Genomic DNA, 19,376 nt, shown 5'->3' with positions numbered 1-19,376 from the left:
TAATCGGCTCATTATTAAAAAAGAACTTCTTAAAATGAGGAAGCCTTCAGTTTTAAGTAAGACTACAATATCACCCTTTGAATAAAAGTAAATAAACTAGATTACCAATACCTACTACACCTGTTAAACAACCTAAAATAAAATCCATTTTGGTTGCTATAAAAGTGAGTTTGTGTTCAATTTTGCTAGCAACTGTTGCATACATTGCGTACAATGAAAATGAGCCTACAGTTGAACCTATTGAAAAATATAAACTATTCAGAATAGAATATTCGAAATACTCTAATCCTATTAAAAAAGAAATAGAAGTGAAATAAAATGGAATAGCAAAAGTATTTAGTAAAGACATACCTATACCGTGTAAATACGCTTTCGATTTATCAATGTCTTCTTTCTTTTTTCGTTTTTTTGAAGTAAAATACATTCTGAAAAAATTTAGAGACAAAAGGAATAGAATTCCTGTACCCACTTTTTGAATTATGGTAATGTATTCTGAATTTTTCATTAAAACACTTGATAAATAGGCTCCAATATTTGCTTGAAGAAACAGTACTGTGGCGAAACCAGCAATAAGATAATAAGCCGATTTTCTACCACTTTTTAAACTAAATTTAACAACAGTTAAATTTAGAAAACTAGGTACAATACTACCCGAAGCCGCAATAAAAAATCCTAAAAGTAAATAGGTGAAAAAAAACATAATATATTTTGAAGCACAAATAAACAACTTAGAAAGTTAATTCATATTAGAAACATTCAAAATAATTATAAGAATTAAAACCGCACTTATTTAATAATTCACGTAGTGTTTGGTTGCACATTCTACAAATAGAACTTGCACTATTAACATTAATTCCACTTTCTTTTAATTATAGATATGACCAAAATTAATTCACTCCCGCCAATAAAATAATCAAATCAAAATATAACTTCTTGATACTTAAATATTACATCTGTAATATTTATATTGATCTCAACTTCGAAATGTTTATCTCAAATTGAAAATTCATGTATTTCATCGGATTTTCTTTATCTCGACGAAGTTGAAAAAAACTCAAAACAAATTCCAATCTAATCCTTGGATATTACAACTGTAATACAATAATTAATTAAACTTAATCCAGCATGGTTTTATTTAATTCAGCATATTCGACTTTAGTTGTTATAGATTCAATGTTACTATCAACTTTTGGACTGAATAAATCTTTACTAATAGTATATGCCTCCAATTTGGATTCTGAATAGTTACTAAAAATAATATCTTTTACATCGTTTTGGTTTATACTACCATCCAACCAGTCCCCTATTTGTAATTCATCTAATATAACTGGCTGCCTTTTTTTAAGATTATGTATTTTTTCAAATAAAGGTGATGCAGCTTTAGTTAAAATACTAAATGTGATATAAGTATCTATAACGGAATAGATACCTGCCAAGCCCAAAGGTTGACGGTCTTTTCCTTGAATATAAAAAGGGTATTTCTTTTTATTGTGTTCATGGGGTTCATAAAAGCCAGTTACAGGAATAACACACCGTCTAGTTAAAGCCGATTCTCTATATAAATAGTGATCAAATAATTTTTCAGATTTCGCATTTAATCCACCTCCATACTTGACCGCTTCTTTATAGTAATCCTTAATTTCTTGACTACTTTTATTTGTTGGCACAATTCCCCACACCCCAGGAGCTAATACTTGGTTTTTCTCCTGAGGAATCACCAGCATATTGGGATGCGCAAATCCGTTTAGGTGATAATTTGGCTTATCAAATACGGTCCTTATATTTTCATTATTCAATTCCACCTTAAAATGCGCCTCTAACTTTTTTGTTTTATGAGTTGTACTGGTATGAAAACACATGACATATACTTTTTTTATAAAGTTAAAAAATAGTCTAACCACTTCAAAACAATAAATTAATTACCACTATTTTTATTAATAGACATTAATATAGACATATTTTTAGGAGGTATAAAAAATGATAATAATTCAAAATTTCTTATTTATAAAGTTAAGTGTCTAAAAATAATTTCATATATTTATAATAAGCTACTTATTCTTAATCAAATACAATTCTTCCCTAAAGAATTTTTATCATTCTTATTTAAGAGAAATGCTTTCTTAAACTTTTTAATGATTTAATTAATATCAAACAAATTTTAAGATGAACATAAAAATAGACTTCCTCTATTTTAAATATGTAGAATCAAACTAAATTAGTACAATGACTTACCCATTAGGTACAAAACAGGACATAGACTATGTGCAAGAGGATCTTGATTATATAAAATCATTACTAGATAAAGGCGTCGATGTTTCGGGATGGATTAATCAAAATTCCAAACCAAATTACGCCATAGGTGGAGGTGTGGTCGGTAATCTTTCACCAGCAATTGATAGCCTTATTCAAACAACCCTATCTCAATACTCAAAAGATTATCAGTTTCTTAAAATTCTATTATATAAAATAAACACAATTGAAATCTCGATAACATTTATAACCAATAAAAAAACAAATTTCAAATGGCTCAAAACAAATCAATTCTCGTTTTATCTTATAATATTTGTTTCCAAGCGATGTGCCATGATGCAAGTGGATCTGCCTATGATTTAGGAAAAAATTGTGTGTGGGTTGTCGAAGACCAGTTAACAATTTGCGCACAAAATATGGCAGGTTTCTTAGATGGAGCACCAGCATCTCTTGGGCATTCAAATTTTGACTTTGTCGGAATACAAGAGGCCAATAAAATACAATACCTTCAAGCTGAAGCGAAACAAACTTTATCAAAACTTAAAATGATTAAAAGTAAAACACACGCTACAAATGGAGGACATGCAATGCAGATGGCTAGTTTTTATGATGCATCAAAATATAATTTAATTGAACATGTTTGTAGCCAATTTAATAGCTCGAAAACGGATCGTCCATTTCATGTTTTGCTCTTAGAAGACATCAATACAAGCGATAAGATCATATTTATCAATGTACATTCACCACATGGTGACAGTCATAACACAAAACATCCAGCATATAAATACTCATGTTTTGAAGCCGTTAGTTATGATTTGAGTGCAGCAGCGAAAACAATGAAACACTTTGATGCAACAACAAATTATAGGATAATAATGACTGGTGATTTTAATGAGACAGGATGGAATTGGAAAACGAAGAATTTAAGAAAAATGGAGTGGCAACCATTAGGCAATGCAGATGTTTCAACTGAAGCCAAAATTTTAAATATTATCTTTAGTTGCAACAAAAGTAATGGTTGCTGGCATGGTGAAAATGGAGATAGAGGTGGTGATTATGTTTTTTCATCTGGCAATGCAGCTAAAATAGTTGTTCCTAGCAATTATGTTTTTGCGCCTAATGGCGCTTGTAATGATAGCTCTATAATGAATAGCATTTGGCAATCGGATCATTTGCCAGTTATGGCAGAATTATTTTAATTGTGTTTTGTTAAAAGGTTGAATCTATTTGCTAAATAAAAATTAAATTTTCTTTTAAATCTATAATATACACCATTGTGTATACCCAATTAGAACAAAATTATGAGAATAATAAATAAAATTAAAACGCTAGCATTTTCAATTTTGCTTGTAGGTGTAGTTATTGGTTGTAACTCAAAAAATAAAGACTCAACTAAAGACCAACAAAAAGTAACTTCCCCAAATGTCCTTTCTGCTGTGATTGATTCTATTAATTCAGAAATAAATAATGGAGATTATGGATTAATAGATCGCTTTATGCTGATACAAAATGACGAGTTATTGGCAGATTATAAATATGAGCAGGACTATGAATTCGTTGTTCAAAAATATGACACAACCAATCATCAATACAATTTCAATAGTACGAATTGGCATCCTTACTATAAGCAAAGTGAATTACACACACTTCAATCTGTAACCAAAAGTATTACCTCAATCCTGTTTGGCATTGCGTTAGATTTGAATGAGCAATATAACGTAGACAATAAAGCAATGCCTTTATTGAAAGGTTATGGTACTGGTTTTCTGGATAAACAAAAAGAGAATATAACAATTGAGGATTTGTTAACAATGAGAAGTGGTTTAAAGTGGAATGAGGAGACCGACCATAATGACAATACTAATGACTGTTTTTTACTGGAATCAAGTGACAACTGGGTAGAATATGTTTTAAGCAAACCTATGGACACAATACCAGGAACAAAATTCGTGTATAATGGTGGCGGTACTGTTCTTTTAGGTGAAATTATTAGAACTATTACAGGCAAACGTATTGACCATTGGGCAGAAGAAAAATTATTTGAGCCACTAGACATTACAGATTACTATTGGAAAGAAACCCCTAATGGAGAAATTGATACAGAAGGAGGTTTATACCTTAAGGCGGAAGACTTAGTGAAAATTGGTTCATTATTTTTGAATAAAGGGAAATGGAATGACAAACAAATTGTATCAGAAAATTGGGTCTCTACATCCACGAGCCCTTTAATACAAGACGTAAAACCTGACTGGAGACGTGATATGGGTTATGGCTATCAATGGTGGATTCCGGAATATACTAATAAAGGTGAATCCAGTATTTATGCAGGTAATGGATATGGCGGACAGTATTTAATGATGGCACCTGAATACAATTTAATAATTGTCTTTAATGGCTGGAATATTAATGATGAGCCTGAAAAGTCGACTTGGAGAGTTTTGCAAGACAGGATAATCCCTATACTTAATAATAAATAACTGGGTATAAAAATCGCTGTAAGTAATTGCTTGTTCTCGCCTACTTCTGAAAATCCTTGCGGATTTTCAGTTTAGTGTGTACTTGCAAAGTTAAGTGCTAACCCTCGCAACTACTCATAGCCCAGACGTTACCACACATTCTAAATCAATACTAATTATGAGAAATTTAATTCAATGTCTAATCATCCTTTTTCTGATTTATGGATGTAATGAAAAGCAATCAAATTCTAAATCTTCAAATATTTTCGAGAATGATGTGCCAATAGCAGTCTCCAATAAAATTTCTCTAGCTGGGTCTTCGGAGCCAGACATCACTAGGTTTCTAAAAGTACAAGAGGCTGTTGCTCCCTCACTCTCTCCAGATGGCTCTCTGGTTGCCTACAGAACACAATTAACTGGTGAATTCCAAATTTGGGTAACACGTACCGATCAACTGAGTGCACCAAAACAAATAACTTTTGGAAACTCCGTAACTTTTCATAAATGGTCTCCGACTACTAATGAAATTCTATACGGAACTGACAAAGAAGGCAACGAAAAAGTAGCTTTCTACCTCATTTCTAGCGATGGTTTAAATGAAAAGGAACTTTTACCGCCTTCTGATGCGTATCGGTATTTTGGTAACTTTAATAAGGATGGTTCTTTAATAACCTATTCTACAACCGAAAGAAATGGTGTTGATTTTGACATCCACGTGTATGATTTAAAAAGCAACACGGACAAGCAAGTGCATTTGGGAAAATTAGGGTATTACCCAGTATCATTTTCTCCTAATGGGCAGTATATCATAATTTCAGAATCAATTGGTGAAGACGCAAACAATCTGTTTTTACTTAATCTGACTGATGAGTCACTCGTGCAACTAAATAAACAAAACGACTTCTCCTTTTTTGGGGACATACAATGGAAAGCAGATAATAGTGCATTTTATTTACGTACAAATAGAGATGAGGAGTATATTGGAGTTGCGATGTACACCATAGGTAATACCTCCTTTGACTATATACTTCAGAAGGAATTTGATATTGAGCAGATATTACTTTCAGACAAAGATGCAATGCTTCATTGGGTGTCTAATGAAGCTGGATATTCCAAGCATTATATTACTGATGTTATTAAAGAAAAAGTAGTTGCATCCCCTAAATGGCCAGAAGGTATAATAAAATTAACTACTTCTAACAGTAACAAGTTTATAGCTAATATTTCAAGCCCTAAAACACCCGGTGATTTATGGGCTTGGGCACCAAAAACTAAAGAGACTTCTCGTATTACTGTATCCAGCAATGCAGGATTAGATCTAAGCAAAATGGTATTGCCAGAGGCACACAGCTTTAAAGCTAGGGATGGCCTGACCGTACATGGTTTACTCTACGCTCCTAAAGAAATAAGTGCGAGCTCTCCTCTAGTTTTAAGAGTGCACGGCGGCCCCACTATGCAATCAAGACCTTATTTTAATGCGCTTTCTCAATACTTAGTTGCAAAAGGCTTTGTCGTTTTTGATCTTAATTTTCGCGGTTCGACGGGGTATGGTAAAACCTATGCACGAGAAAACAACCTTCGCAAAAGAGAAAATGAACTTTATGACCTTGAAGATGCCGTAAAATATCTATCAGAAAGCAACATCGGTAATGCTGAAAAAACTGCTATAATGGGAACCTCATACGGTGGATATCTCACCATGGCGGCAATGACTAGATTACCAGAAGTTTTTGAATGTGGTGTTGCCTTTGTGGGAGTTTCTAATTGGGTAACTGCTTTAGAGGCTGCTTCACCAGAATTAAAAGCTTCAGACCGCTTAGAATATGGAGACATAGATAATCCAGAGGATAGACAGTTTTTTGAAACCATTTCTCCATTTACCTACATTGATCAAGTTACATCACCAGTGATGGTACTGCACGGAGCAAATGACACTAGAGATCCCGTAACGGAGTCTGATAGATTTGTTGAAGGTATTAGAAATAATGGTGGAGAAGCTGAATATTTAAGGTTTCCGGATGAAGGACATTTTATTTACAAAATGAATAATCGAATAACTGCCTATGTAAGAGTTGCTGAATTCTTAGAAAGAAACTTAAACTAAAAGCACATGACAAAGAACTGAGGTAAAAAACAAGTCATTTCTTCAAAATTATTAGACACTATTATGTTGGGCTTAGAAATTCAAGTAGTTGATTTTCTAAGCTTTTTTTATGCTTTTTTCTCTAATTATTTAAGCAATACAGAAACATAAGTTTCATCATACAGCCTACCTGATTTAGCAATAGCCAAGCATTGTTTAAGCAACTTATTAGCCACTGTAATTAACGCAACTTTTTGCTCTTTCTTTATTCACTAGCCGCTCATAAACCTCTCTACACGCCTTGTAGTATTTAAAAACATTAAAACTATTCATGAATAATAATTTACATAGTTTTTGGTTGCACATTTTACAATCTCTACCTCAGCCAATACCATTAGTTAGCCATCATAATTACCATGTATACTTTCACTTGTAAAACAAGCATTCTTAATACTCCTTAACTCCTAACCTATTGTAGATTTTTAAAATATTTATTGTCAATTTATTATTCACCGTGAAATGGACTAAATATATTTTTCATATATTTATACTACATTACTTACTATAAGTAAAATACAATTCTTCCCTTTTAACATTAGCCAGACTGCCGTTAAAAGCAATCACAACCTAAAAGATTTTATTTTTCAAAATTCAATTTAAATTACTGAAACTTACAATGTTTAAAAAGCTTAAGGACAGGACTAATAGGATTAGAGGTAACGATATTTTTATATCATATTCTCGGGCAGATTCTTTAGACTATGCACTAACTATGGCAAACAAATTATCTACTAGGCAATATTTTTGCTACTTAGATCAATATCATAACCATCCTGGGGAAAAGATTCCAAAAGCGCTTTTAGATGCTTTGAAAAGCTGCTCTGCAATGGTTATAATCCTTTCTCCTAAAGCTTTTTTGTCACAAGCTATGTTTCAAGAAATTATTGAATTTAAAAAAACGGGAAGACTGATTATACCAATTAAAATTGATAATATTGAAAATCTTGGGCAATATGAAGACGTTCTAAAGGGACTGGCTATAACGATTGAAAGTACAAATATTTGGAAAAATTCAGAACCTTCTAAAAAGATTATTAATAGGATTATTGGATCATTCACTTATCGAAAGAGAATTAAGGTACTGAGAAATCTTGCTATAGCTACAATGATACTTATTGCAGCAGGAATTTTAGTTGGAAGCACCTATTCATATCTTCTCAAGAAAGATATTGATAATTTACAAGTTGATCAAAAATTATTAATTAACGAGAAAACAAGTTTAGAATTTCAAAACACTGGTTTATCTGACTCGATCAGCATTAAAAACAATTTATTATTTCAACGTAACTACAAAATAACTGAATTGGACAGCTCTATCGTAAATTTGAATAAAGAACTTAAAATATCCACACTAGTTTTAAAGAAATTAAACGATTCTGCTCAAGCGCTTTATGCCTCCAATTTAATTGGTTTATTAAAAAACGAAGAATTGCTTAGCAACAATATAAAGTCAAATAATTTTGACCCATTTAACATCAATTTAAGGATGTTATTAGCTATTGAATCATACAAAATAAACCAAAATAAAGATGCAGAAATAATACTCAACAATAGTCTCTCTTTTTTAGGTGTCCAAAAATTTAAAAGAATATTTGATCAAAAAGTTGTTGATATGTCAATGAGTCCCATTTCTTTTTCGGAAAATTACTTTTCAATTATACTCGAAAATGGCGATATCTATTTATCTGAGGCAAATAAAACATTTAAATTAAAGAAATTAATTAATGCACCGCAGGCGTCAAAAATATTTTTCATAAACAGTGATGAATTACTCATTGTTCAAAATTTACCAAATCAAACTAAAATCATAAGGTATAACCATAAATCAAAACTAAAAAACTCATTCGTTTTACCTATAAGATGCAAGAAATTAGATTTTGATGAAGGCATGTCTCTTCTATATATAATGGACTTTAATGGTAAATTACTATGCTATGATTGGAAACAAAAGAAAGAAGTCTTTATTGAGACAGAATTATCTGATTTTGCTATTAATAAAACCCAAACTGGTTTAACTACAGGATCTCCTATTGAGACAAACGAAATTGCTTTATGGAAAGGTGATTCCATCCTGTTTTTTGATTTGAATCCTAACATTGGAAAAGAAAAAGGAAATGTTTTCCTTCCTTATGATTTGTTTTCTAGCATGCACTATTCCTCTGGTGGAAATTTTGTCGTCAACGGATCAGACCTCGCTGGCTTGAGCCTAGGAGGCTCAATAAATAAGATGTACTTTAACAAGCCTTTTAACTTTAGGTTTTCGAAAGAAAATGAGCAAACTTTCACTTACAATTATGGCATTGGAAATGTTGGTTTTGGACTATTAGATAGTGAGATTTATTTCTCATCAGAAATTGGAGGCCCTAATGTTATACACTTTATGCAGATGTATACATACACAGCTCAAGTGAAAGAAATTTTTAGAATTTTAAGCCCTACTGAAATAATCAAATTATATTTTAACTCGTTTGACAGGGTTTTATTTGGGATAGATATTAATGGACATCTAATAGGTTGGGATGTTTCGAAAATCTGGAAAAATGAATCAAAACTAGAATACTTAAAAGGTGATTTTTTAATTGATGAAGTCTGTAAAAGACTCCTTTCTAATTTAACTAAAGAAAATTGGAATCACTATATAAAAGACAAACCCTATTGCAAAACTTGCCGTGAATTAAGTTCGTAATATTAATTTCTTGAAAATGGAAACTGAATATTTGAATCCAAAATAACAGTTCGTGTAATTAAACTGGTTTATTTTTAGTATTAAATTTAAACATAGGTTTAAAAATACAAGCATCAGTTTTTTGAGAAGTAAATGAAAGTAACCAATCTCAATCAACCAGCTCTTTGTGTGTTCCAACTCTAAAACAACGTTCTTCTCCTAGATATAATGGGTTGCCATGTTTCTCTGACCAGAACCCATCTAAAACGTCTTTAGTAATGCATTTATATACAACGACACCTTTGTAAACAAGCTCATCCTCACCTTTGTAATTAAAATTAATAACCAAAATATTATCTTTAAAAAAGCCTGTACCTGATTGGTTTTGATCATTATTTATAATCCATTTAGCGTTAATTCTATTATTAACATCTAATGCCAACTCTAAGGTTCCTTTATAAACCGCCTCCTCTGCATCTTGATTACTTCCAATAATGTTATAGCTGCCTGGTAGTTGATTAATTGTCATTTGTTTTACTGTTGATGGGTTAAGAGTACTTATTCTACTTTTATGGTTAGTGATTCGTCGTGAAAAAGTCTGCATTACGAATTTTAATAATTCAATTCCCTAATTTCAAAAACTCAGACTTCTAAATCTATTTTCCAATACAATATGTAATTACTGCTGTTTTCTAAGGGGTTAGGGTACCTGTGTAATACATATGCGGTACAAAGTAGGGTTCTAAAGAGAACTAAAGGATAATAAAAACTTTTATGTTTCTCCTAAATCTAGCCTTTAACATTATGCTTTTTCTATCCATATTGATGCGTAATTAAACAAAGCAATGGAAATATTTAAAAGTTTTACAACCAATTCTATTAGGATTGGGTGTAAAACTTTTAAATTACTGTGCTCCTATTTTACTTCATTAAAGCATGACCACTAACATCATCCATATTAACGGCTACAATCATTTCTGCTCCTAAAGCATTGAAATGTCTTTTACCACAATCAATTTTACCCTGTTCTTTCGGACGTAAATCACCAAATAAGGTTGTTCCTTTGGATTCTACAACGAAAAATAATTTCTCATCGTCACCATCTTTCCAAAGTATAGCCCAATCTGGATTATATGTTCCAAGTGGTGTATCTATTTTAAACCAATTTGGAAGTTTTGCATATACAGAAATGTTTTCACTGTTTTCAAATTCTACAGCTAACTTAGACTCTACTGAAGAATCATATACTACATAATCATATGGTGATTTTTCAGATTCTGTTAAGTTACTTTTCAGGTAACCGAATAACTCTTCGTTTTCGAATAGCTCCTGACTGTAATATTCAGAATCACCTATTTTCTTATACTGGATACCATCAATTATATGTAAACGCATTTGTTCATTTATAATGTCGATACACCCTTCGATAAACTTCTGAGGATTAATTTTAAAATAAGGTAGCTTATTAGTTCCTGTTAGAATCTTAACAATAGACTTACGTGTTAGTTGTGTTTCGTTCTGAAGATACCCAACAATGTCTGGTAAAACCTGAACTTCATCATTTATGTTTTCGGAATAGGTTTTTGGGTCTTCGTTAACCTGAAGTCCTCCTATATTCATAGCAATTTTTACTTTGCTATAATGTAGTTTTCCTCTTGTAATTTTCAATCTATCATCTAAAGCCTTAATACATTCTTTCACCAAGCTATCAGAATCAAAATCTACAGAGAACGTGGTCTTGTATTTAACACGCTCCCAAAGTGCTTTAAATTCAGGGCTATTTAATATGCGTTTGTTTACCTTGACTTTCTTTTTGTCGTCTTGATTTTTAATCTGTAGTTTTCCAGCTGCATCTTTTAAATGACTTAAAATCTGCTTTTCTATATGCTCATTTTCGGTAAACTCTTCTGGCAATTCCACTGCATCTTCTTTAATGGCTACACGTAATAAATCTTGTACTTTCCCTCTTGTATCTATGTAACCTTTTAAAATAAGGTAATCGAATAGTTGCTCAGACTTTTCTTGACCAAGATAATTAACAACTTCATCATCAATACTCATCACCACGTTATTAAAGCTATGCGATTCTAGAACTCCAAACTTAATACCTGTTTCAGTTTCAATTTCCTTTTGAAGATTACCTACAAAATCTACATAAGATTCTGTAGCCATTACGGTTAGTGTATTAGTTTCAAAACCGTAGACACGTTCTCCTTCCTGATTGACACATAAACGTAAACCACGACCAATTTCTTGTCGTCGTCTAATCTCAGAATTACCAGCATCTTTTAACGTACAAATCTGAAACACATTTGGATTATCCCAACCTTCCTTTAAAGCTGAATGCGAAAATATGAAGCGTAATTTAGAATCGAAACTCAGTAACTTTTCCTTATCTCGCATAATAAGACTATAAGTATCTTCATCTGCATTTACAGAACCTGAAGTATCTTTAAAGTATTCGTATTTTTCTTTTTTATTACTGACTTTACTTTTTTTATCAATAGAAAAATAACCATTATGAACTACTGAAGCATCAACTTCAACATCTTTCATTTCACCAAATAGACTTGCGTATTTAGTTTTTCTGATAAGCTTCTGATATTCTTTCTCAAAGATTTCGGCATATTCACCTAGTGATGGATTTCCTTCTTCATCGTAAACACGATATTTTCCAACCGAATCGATAAAAAACAAGCTCAAAACCTTAATACCTTGTGGGTTTAACACTAATTCTTTATCTAGATGGGCTTCAATGGTTTTGTTTATAAGTGCCGTTTTTACTTGTCTATCATCTACACTACCAATAGCTTCACCTAGCTTTAATTCTTCAGTTCTACTGGTAAAATCTATATATTCATTACCAGCATGTCCATAAATATCTTTAATGATATAACCTTCGTATTCTAAACGTCCTGTAAGCTCTTCCAAATCTTGATTTTGTTGAAGATTGCTTTTTACAACACGTTTTATTTTTCCTTTTACCAGCACATCTAATTCTAAATTTACTGTCGGACTCCCTTTACCAACATTAACTTTAACCAAACGTATATAGGCTTGATTATTCATCCCTTCAGTCTGAACAGAACCTATTTCTATTTGCTTAACTAATTTCTTATCATAAGCGTCTACAGCATCCAGCTTATACATCATATTGATTTTCTCATCCTTTTTATGAGTCGCAGAATAACGCAATACAGCTAAAGGATTTAATCCCTGAACCGCCTTTTTTCTAATAGGCGTGCTCATTGTAGTCTGAGGTTCGTCTATAAATACAATTGGATTCGTATTCTTAATAAGGTCTAGAGGTTTATATCCTAACTTATCGTTATACCTATGGATTATATTTTCTTTTCCCTTACTCGCTGGATTTTTAAAACTTTTACTGAAGGCATCAATATTAATGACCATAATGGATAAACCATCGTTAGTAGAAAAGTCTCTTACTTCGTTAAGTTTACTACTATCGTATATAAAGAAATTGTAGTTAATGTTATCGTACAATTCTTTAAAATGGTCTTCGGTGATTTGAAGCGATTTATAAACCCCTTCTTTTATAGGAATAGAGGGTACCACTATAATATGTTTTGAAAACCCATACTGTCTATACATTTCCATAATGGAACGTAAATACACATAGGTTTTTCCTGTACCAGTCTCCATTTCAATAGTAAAATCTAAATGATTTCTGTCTACCTCATTACGGTTACTAGGTTTTAATCCATTTGCTAATTGTATGTTTTGTACATTCTCGATTAATTTCCCCTCAGTAAGCATTAAGCGATTTCCATAGCCTATTTCGTTAAAAGCTATATTTTGTTGCTTTGCTAGAAATTCTGGAGAATACACCGTAAAATTAGCCTCGCATATTTCTTGACCTTGGAATATATTAGTAATCGCTTTTATAGCATCGTTTTGATAATCTAAACTGCTTTCAAATTTAATTTTCATAGCTTAGATACTTTTAATTTCTGTAATACCAAAACGTTTTAATATCTGGATACTATTCGTTTTTTCTACGTCTGTAAAACCAGTATCTTTAAACACTACCCTACAAACTTCTGGCTGTAATTCTTCTTTCCAAGCTCCAATACCTTCTGCTACTTTGCTGCTAATAGTATCTGCTAAGCAAATAAACAAGGCACCAAAACCGACACTAAAAACCGTTTTGCCTTCTATTTGTTGTTCTTCTATGGGTAAGGTAAGGTCTAAACCATATTTTAATAATATCTCGTACAATACATCGTGTTCTGTACGGTCTGTTTTAACATTATCTTGGGCATCAAAAAGACTTTCATCTAGATTGGCTGGATTACCATCCCAAGCTTTAATATTTGAGGTATCTAGTTTAAAGACTTTAAAACCTAAGTCTAAGTCTTTTGCTTTTTCTGGATATTCTTCAGCTATTTTTTTTGATGCTCTGCGGATGCGTTCTTTTCCTATCTCAGTAATGGTCTTATACCCTTCCTTAAAGGCTTCACTATTTTTATCAGTTTGCTCTGGTAATTGAACTTGAATAAATCGCCTCTTATTATCGTCTTGAGAATTTAATTCTAAAATAGAAACTGCACTAGATGCAGAACCTGAAAAAAAGTCGAGAACAATTTCATCATCTTTAGTTCCTGTAGTAAGAATCGTTTTTAAAAGTTTCGTTGGTTTAGGAAAATCAAACACATCTGCACTGAAAAGTGTTTTTATTTCTTTAGCTGAATCCTGAGAATAACCGTGATTATCAAGAATCGTAGCTAATGTTGAACCTTGCCGAACTTCAGAAAGGTATCTCTTCAAAAAGGGGGAACCAGAATTCTCTCTAAATCCAATTCTATTTTCAGAAATGAGCATTTCTACTTTCTCCCTATTGTATAGCCAACATTTATTTGCTGGTGGTGAAAAGAGCTTACCCGTTTCAGGGTTTTTAATATCGAAAATACAACTCTCTGTCAATCTCCCACCTTTCCCGTTGGCACTTAAGTCTGAAGCAACCCAATTACCTCTAGGGTCTTCATCAGGATTGGAATATCTACTATTGAGTTTTTCACTTCTTGGCTGTAGGTTTATTGAAAGTTTATCAATGCTTTTAGCAAAAATAACAAGATATTCATGATTTTTTCCAATTATTCTATCATTTGGTGGTGTTGCTCGCCTTTTCCAAACTAAATTTTCGACAAAGTTATTTTCTCCGAAAACATCATTAGCTAATTTTATTAAATTTTGAAACTCATTATCATCAATACTCATAAAAATAACACCATCTTCTTTTAATAAATTACGAGCCAAACGTAAACGAGGATACATCATATTTAACCAATTAGAATGAAATCTACCATCACTATCACTATTAGTGCTTAGTTTATTACCTTCTTCATCTACTTGACCTGTAATTTCTTGGTAATTACGCAAGTTATCTTTATAATTATCTTTATAAACAAAGTCTTTACCTGTATTATATGGTGGGTCTATGTAAATCATTTTTACCTTACCAGCATAACTCTTCTGCAAGAGTTTTAATACTTCTAGATTATCCCCTTCAATATATAAGTTTTGTGTAGTATCCCAATCTACACTTTCTTCTGGTGCTGGTCGTAATGTACCTGTACTTGGTTTTTGGGCTTCACGTCTGGCATTGGCTTTTCCAGCCCACGTAAAACGGTAATATTCTTCGCCCTCTTCAAGCTCGTTACCTAAAACTTCCTGTAACACTTTAAAATCTATTTTCCCTTCGGTTACAATCTCAGGAAATAGGGCTTTTAGCTTATCTATATTTGTTTCTACTATATTTTCACTTTGAGATAAGTGGTCTCCTTGTTTAATTTGTTCCATACTTAAAGTTTCATTTCGACTCCTCTCAACGCAAGAGTGCATCTTTTAGAGATTGAATCTCTTTACGTTTATTATGTATTTTAATATTCAGCTGAATTTTTTCATTCATCTGACTTAATTTCTTCATCTGGTTGGCTAATGTAGTTATTTCATTTTCCAATGTTTCTATGGATTCCATAGTAGCCATATCTTCATTAGTTCTGGTGTGCGTTCGCTTTTGAAAGCTACCTGTAATACTAGTGGTTTGAAATTGAACAATTGCCTGAATGTAATTTTTATATAATAATTCTAAATTTGTTTTGTCGAGGGTGGTAAAATCTAATGCATTAAAAAATGCATCTACAACAGCGTCTTTATACAGTTTAGAAAGTTTTTTAGTTGTAAAATACCGTTCTATCGTTAACTTATTTTTATCTACTTGATTGATGCGTTTTTCGGTAGCGTTCAATATAAAATCATTTTTATCTTCTACAATCAAAAGTACTTGATGCGAAATATATTTTTGAATGAGTTGAATACAATTATCGGCAGTACTATCTAATATGCTATCTGTAACCGTACATAGCAAAATTAATATCTGCTCAAAACTGTCTTTTTCGTTAATAACTGCTGGTATATTACTACGTTGAGGAATTATTTGAGCAATAAACTCCATCTGTTCAATTCCTAAATTTAATAGTTTTTTCTCACCAGCAGACAGATCGAAGTTTCGAAGAAAGTAAGCCTTAGTTAACTTTTGCCCACTCAGGTTTATATCTGGAATTTTAAATATGTTGTTATAGTTTAAACTCATTATTTAATAACTAAGTAACTTACCAATTCTAAACTTTCATCTTCATTTATAGCTTTACTTAATAAGTTAATAGCCCCTCTAGTTGCCAAAGAGTCCAAACCTATTTCTTCTTGAACTCCTACAACTTCTTGAATTGTGCTTTTTAAAACACTAGTGTACGCAGTCATGTTTTTATTATTTCGAGTTTCTTTTTCAAACTGAGCTATAAGTTCCGGTAAAATAACATCTTGCCCCATACATAGTTTTCTAAAATAATCTAAAGCCTTTTTGGATTGTGTAGGCTTTACCATATACGTACCATCTATACTAACATATACTAAGAAAAATGGATAAAGAATATTATTCTTCAATTTCTCCTTAGATTCTGAATTGGTATCTTTTAAACAATAAATTACACCTTCTTTAATTTCGGATAAATTAGATTTCACTACGGCATACGATGCTGGGGGAATGTCTTTTAAATCTAATAATTGCTGGTCTGAGCTTTTTTCTAGGTCAATCTTAAAATCATTAAAAGTCATATCTGTAATTGAAATACTACCTTCAATATCTTCTAAATCTAAAACCTGATTTTGTAATTGCTTAAGCTGGCGTTTACGATAATCGAGATCTTGCATTTCTTTACTCGATTTACTTATCACGTTATCCTCTCCTGTAGCAGATACATCTAGCATGACCATACGACCTTGTACTTTTCCAACTAAATCTATAAACTGGTCTAATTCCATGCTAGGAAAAAAGTTAACTAATTGTATTTCTTTATTGATAGAACCAATACGGTCTATACGTCCAAATCGTTGAATAATTCGAACAGGGTTCCAGTGTATATCGTAATTAACTAAATAGTCACAATCTTGAAGGTTTTGCCCTTCTGAAATACAATCTGTACAAAACATGATATCTATTTCACTTGTCGCATTTGGATAAATATCTTTTCTGTTTTTAGAACGTGGTGAAAAATAAGTAAGAACCGTGTTAAGGTCGTTTTTACACCCTTTCAAATTTGTTTTATTTTTACCAGAACCCGTAACTAAAGCACTATAAAGCCCTTTCTCATTTTTTAACCAGTCGCTTAATGCATCGTACAGGTAATTCGCTGTATCTGAAAATGCAGTGAAAACAATAACTTTTTTATTGCCTTGGTTATAAGGCTGATTATCTACTTTATCTGAAATACGCGTTTTTAATTCTTTTAGTTTGGCATCACGTTCCTCGTCAATAAGCTCAATGGTACTCAATAAAGTTTTTAATATATGTTTATCATGCTCTAAATCTTGTTTCCAACGAATGGTGTCAATATCTTGAATTAATACTTTTGTTTTTCCTCCAATTAGTAAGTCTTCGAATTCTACATCGTCAATATCAACATCAGTAATGTTAATATCATAATCTGTTTCTCCGTTCTTATGGTCTTTAAGTTGCTTAAGGTTAGCGTTAACTAATGCTATTAATCTTTCGGTTGTCAACTTAAATGAATGTATAGAGCTTTCAAGGCGTTTTAAGAGATTTACACGCATTAAATAAATTAAACTCTGTTCACGGTCTACTTGTTTGAAAACGCTACCTGTATGGGTTTCCATGTCATATTTTTGCTCGTAAAACTCACGTTTTTCTGAACGTACGTATCCGAGCGGTGAATAAGAAGCCAGTGTTAATGTGCTTATTTCATCATATATCTCCCCAATATCTTTAAACTTTCCTTTGGTGTCAATTTCAGGTTTTACCGTTTCTGGTGTTAAACGTGTTGGAAATTTGCCAATATTAGAAGTATCATAATATTTCTCAATATGTTTACGAGACCTTGCAATGGTTAACATATCTAATATTCTAAAATATGCCCCATCTAAACTGTCCATTAAATCGTTAACATTCAAGTCATCTGGGTCACTATCCCTATACCACTGTGTAAACCTTCGTTGTGCATCACGCATAACTTGAGAAATACTATCAATACCATGACTCATAAAAGCTTCATCGTTTCCTTCAGTAATAAATGCCACCTGATTTTTTAAGTCATTCATTTTATTATTTACGGGAGTAGCAGATAGCATTAATACACGAGTTTTTACGTTCGCTTTAATAATATCTGTCATTAACCGCTTGTAGCGTGTCATCCCTTTTCTCGTGGGGTTGTTACGGAAATTGTGAGATTCGTCTATAACAACAAGATCGTATATACCCCAATTGATAGTGTCTAAATCTATATCTCCAGATTTACCTCGTAGCCTCGAAAGGTCTGTATGATTTAGCACATCATAATTTAGTCTATCTTGAGCTAAAATGTTTCTTTTATCGGTGTTTCTGGAGTAAAGTGTCCAGTTTTCTCTTAACTTTTTTGGAGCTAAAACTAAAATATTTTTATTTTGAATTGAATAGTAATGAATGACTCCCAGAGCTTCAAAAGTCTTACCTAAACCAACAGAATCTGCTATAATACAACCGCCATAGGTTTCAATTTTTTCGATAGCACCAATAACAGCATCCTTTTGAAAGTTGTAAAGTAAGCTCCAAATTTTAGAATCTTTAAACCCTATTTTCTGTAATTTTTCATCGGCTCTTTCATTTATAGTCGAGTAATGGAATATTTCACGGATGCAATATTTATAAATTTCTTCTCCAGTATAATCTTTAGTACCTTTTTCAAGCTTCTCGATTATTGTAGAGTTAAGTGATTGGATGCTGTTTTCCCAAGCGTTTTTAAATAATCCCAAAAATTGATTTCCAGTATCCTCTACTGCACTTATAAAAATAGGTGTTTTCGATGCTTGTAAGCCCAAACAAACAGAATCTAAATTCATAGGCGTTAACATAAAGCAAGTTGAAACCCCTTCGTTTTCAACTAACATTATATTTAGATTTCCTATACCTCCTTTTCGTAATTGTAATTTATCCTCAATTAAACTTATGACTTGATTGATTTTAAACTTTCTGTTTAACTTTAAATTTAACTTACTTTCAGCTTCATTTTGAATAAATTTAAAATCATCTTCCTCTTGTGCTTGAAAATCAAGTAATACATTAATCGAGCTAGATTTTTTTAATATGTCTAATATTTCAAAAACTGCAAATGCAGTAAAATAATTACAGCTTAGGTATATTTTTGATGTTTCACTTATTAAGTGGTCTAATTCCTTTATTAAAAAAGAATCTTGGTTATTAATTATTTTCATATATCACTAAATGTCAGATACTTTAATCATTAAACACTTTTATACTAGATGAACTTTAAAGATATTAAAACTATAAATT

12 protein-coding genes are annotated in these 19,376 nt (G+C 31.8%); 5 read left to right on the top strand and 7 right to left on the bottom strand.

Annotated features, from left to right (window positions below; translation table 11 throughout):
- Positions 1-70: 70 nt before the first annotated feature.
- Positions 71-700 (bottom strand): LysE family translocator, encoded by a 630-nt coding sequence (locus Q5N74_RS10540; protein WP_304388757.1) that lies wholly within the window; start codon positions 698-700, stop codon positions 71-73.
- Between the two features lie 415 nt (positions 701-1,115).
- Complete coding sequence (locus tag Q5N74_RS10535; RefSeq protein ID WP_304388756.1) at positions 1,116-1,859, bottom strand: SOS response-associated peptidase; 744 nt, start codon at positions 1,857-1,859, stop codon at positions 1,116-1,118.
- 364 nt (positions 1,860-2,223) lie between these two features.
- Here Q5N74_RS10535 and Q5N74_RS10530 point away from each other — a divergent pair, with 364 nt between their 5' ends.
- The 5 genes from Q5N74_RS10530 to Q5N74_RS10505 all read left to right on the top strand — a co-directional run bounded on the left by Q5N74_RS10530 (position 2,224) and on the right by Q5N74_RS10505 (position 9,535).
- Entirely contained in the window at positions 2,224-2,613 is a 390-nt protein-coding gene (locus Q5N74_RS10530) for a hypothetical protein (protein WP_304388755.1), read from the top strand.
- Complete coding sequence (locus Q5N74_RS10525) at positions 2,523-3,449, top strand: hypothetical protein (protein ID WP_304388754.1); 927 nt, start codon at positions 2,523-2,525, stop codon at positions 3,447-3,449. Before Q5N74_RS10530 ends, Q5N74_RS10525 begins: the two co-directional genes overlap by 91 nt.
- Positions 3,450-3,551: 102 nt before the next feature.
- Entirely contained in the window at positions 3,552-4,727 is a 1,176-nt protein-coding gene (locus Q5N74_RS10520; protein WP_304388753.1) for a serine hydrolase, read from the top strand.
- A 157-nt stretch (positions 4,728-4,884) separates the two neighbouring features.
- Positions 4,885-6,810 (top strand): S9 family peptidase, encoded by a 1,926-nt coding sequence (locus Q5N74_RS10515; protein ID WP_304388752.1) that lies wholly within the window; start codon positions 4,885-4,887, stop codon positions 6,808-6,810.
- A 655-nt stretch (positions 6,811-7,465) separates the two neighbouring features.
- Positions 7,466-9,535: a toll/interleukin-1 receptor domain-containing protein gene (locus Q5N74_RS10505; RefSeq protein WP_304388751.1), complete on the top strand. Its 2,070-nt coding sequence runs from the start codon at positions 7,466-7,468 to the stop codon at positions 9,533-9,535.
- 148 nt (positions 9,536-9,683) lie between these two features.
- Here Q5N74_RS10505 and Q5N74_RS10500 read toward each other — a convergent pair whose 3' ends face one another.
- The 5 genes from Q5N74_RS10500 to Q5N74_RS10480 form a co-directional block, all read right to left on the bottom strand.
- Complete coding sequence (locus tag Q5N74_RS10500; RefSeq protein ID WP_304388750.1) at positions 9,684-10,043, bottom strand: hypothetical protein; 360 nt, start codon at positions 10,041-10,043, stop codon at positions 9,684-9,686.
- A 392-nt stretch (positions 10,044-10,435) separates the two neighbouring features.
- On the bottom strand, positions 10,436-13,465 hold the full coding sequence (locus tag Q5N74_RS10495) for a type III restriction-modification system endonuclease (RefSeq protein ID WP_304388749.1): 3,030 nt from the start codon (positions 13,463-13,465) through the stop codon (positions 10,436-10,438).
- Between the two features lie 3 nt (positions 13,466-13,468).
- Positions 13,469-15,334 (bottom strand): site-specific DNA-methyltransferase, encoded by a 1,866-nt coding sequence (locus tag Q5N74_RS10490; protein ID WP_304388748.1) that lies wholly within the window; start codon positions 15,332-15,334, stop codon positions 13,469-13,471.
- Between the two features lie 25 nt (positions 15,335-15,359).
- Positions 15,360-16,127: a DUF4391 domain-containing protein gene (locus Q5N74_RS10485; protein WP_304388747.1), complete on the bottom strand. Its 768-nt coding sequence runs from the start codon at positions 16,125-16,127 to the stop codon at positions 15,360-15,362.
- A complete protein-coding gene (locus tag Q5N74_RS10480) occupies positions 16,127-19,297 on the bottom strand; it encodes a DEAD/DEAH box helicase (RefSeq protein ID WP_304388746.1) in 3,171 nt (1,056 codons plus the stop codon). The genes Q5N74_RS10485 and Q5N74_RS10480 overlap by 1 nt, the downstream gene beginning before the upstream one ends.
- Positions 19,298-19,376 lie beyond the last annotated feature (79 nt).

This window comes from Mariniflexile sp. AS56, assembly GCF_030552475.1.
Lineage (GTDB): Bacteria > Bacteroidota > Bacteroidia > Flavobacteriales > Flavobacteriaceae > Mariniflexile.
Note: the sequence above shows the minus strand (reverse complement) of the source record. Positions and strands in the feature narration are given on the sequence as shown.

What these genes read in the sequence shown, in the direction of transcription:
- Q5N74_RS10500 (WP_304388750.1), bottom strand. Translation starts at nt 10,043, where the DNA reads ATGACAATTAATCAACTACCAGGCAGCTATAACATTATTGGAAGTAAT.
- Q5N74_RS10525 (WP_304388754.1), top strand. Translation starts at nt 2,523, where the DNA reads ATGGCTCAAAACAAATCAATTCTCGTTTTATCTTATAATATTTGTTTC.
- Q5N74_RS10495 (WP_304388749.1), bottom strand. Translation starts at nt 13,465, where the DNA reads ATGAAAATTAAATTTGAAAGCAGTTTAGATTATCAAAACGATGCTATA.
- Q5N74_RS10520 (WP_304388753.1), top strand. Translation starts at nt 3,552, where the DNA reads ATGAGAATAATAAATAAAATTAAAACGCTAGCATTTTCAATTTTGCTT.
- Q5N74_RS10535 (WP_304388756.1), bottom strand. Translation starts at nt 1,859, where the DNA reads ATGTGTTTTCATACCAGTACAACTCATAAAACAAAAAAGTTAGAGGCG.
- Q5N74_RS10515 (WP_304388752.1), top strand. Translation starts at nt 4,885, where the DNA reads ATGAGAAATTTAATTCAATGTCTAATCATCCTTTTTCTGATTTATGGA.
- Q5N74_RS10480 (WP_304388746.1), bottom strand. Translation starts at nt 19,297, where the DNA reads ATGAAAATAATTAATAACCAAGATTCTTTTTTAATAAAGGAATTAGAC.
- Q5N74_RS10505 (WP_304388751.1), top strand. Translation starts at nt 7,466, where the DNA reads ATGTTTAAAAAGCTTAAGGACAGGACTAATAGGATTAGAGGTAACGAT.
- Q5N74_RS10490 (WP_304388748.1), bottom strand. Translation starts at nt 15,334, where the DNA reads ATGGAACAAATTAAACAAGGAGACCACTTATCTCAAAGTGAAAATATA.
- Q5N74_RS10540 (WP_304388757.1), bottom strand. Translation starts at nt 700, where the DNA reads ATGTTTTTTTTCACCTATTTACTTTTAGGATTTTTTATTGCGGCTTCG.
- Q5N74_RS10485 (WP_304388747.1), bottom strand. Translation starts at nt 16,127, where the DNA reads ATGAGTTTAAACTATAACAACATATTTAAAATTCCAGATATAAACCTG.
- Q5N74_RS10530 (WP_304388755.1), top strand. Translation starts at nt 2,224, where the DNA reads ATGACTTACCCATTAGGTACAAAACAGGACATAGACTATGTGCAAGAG.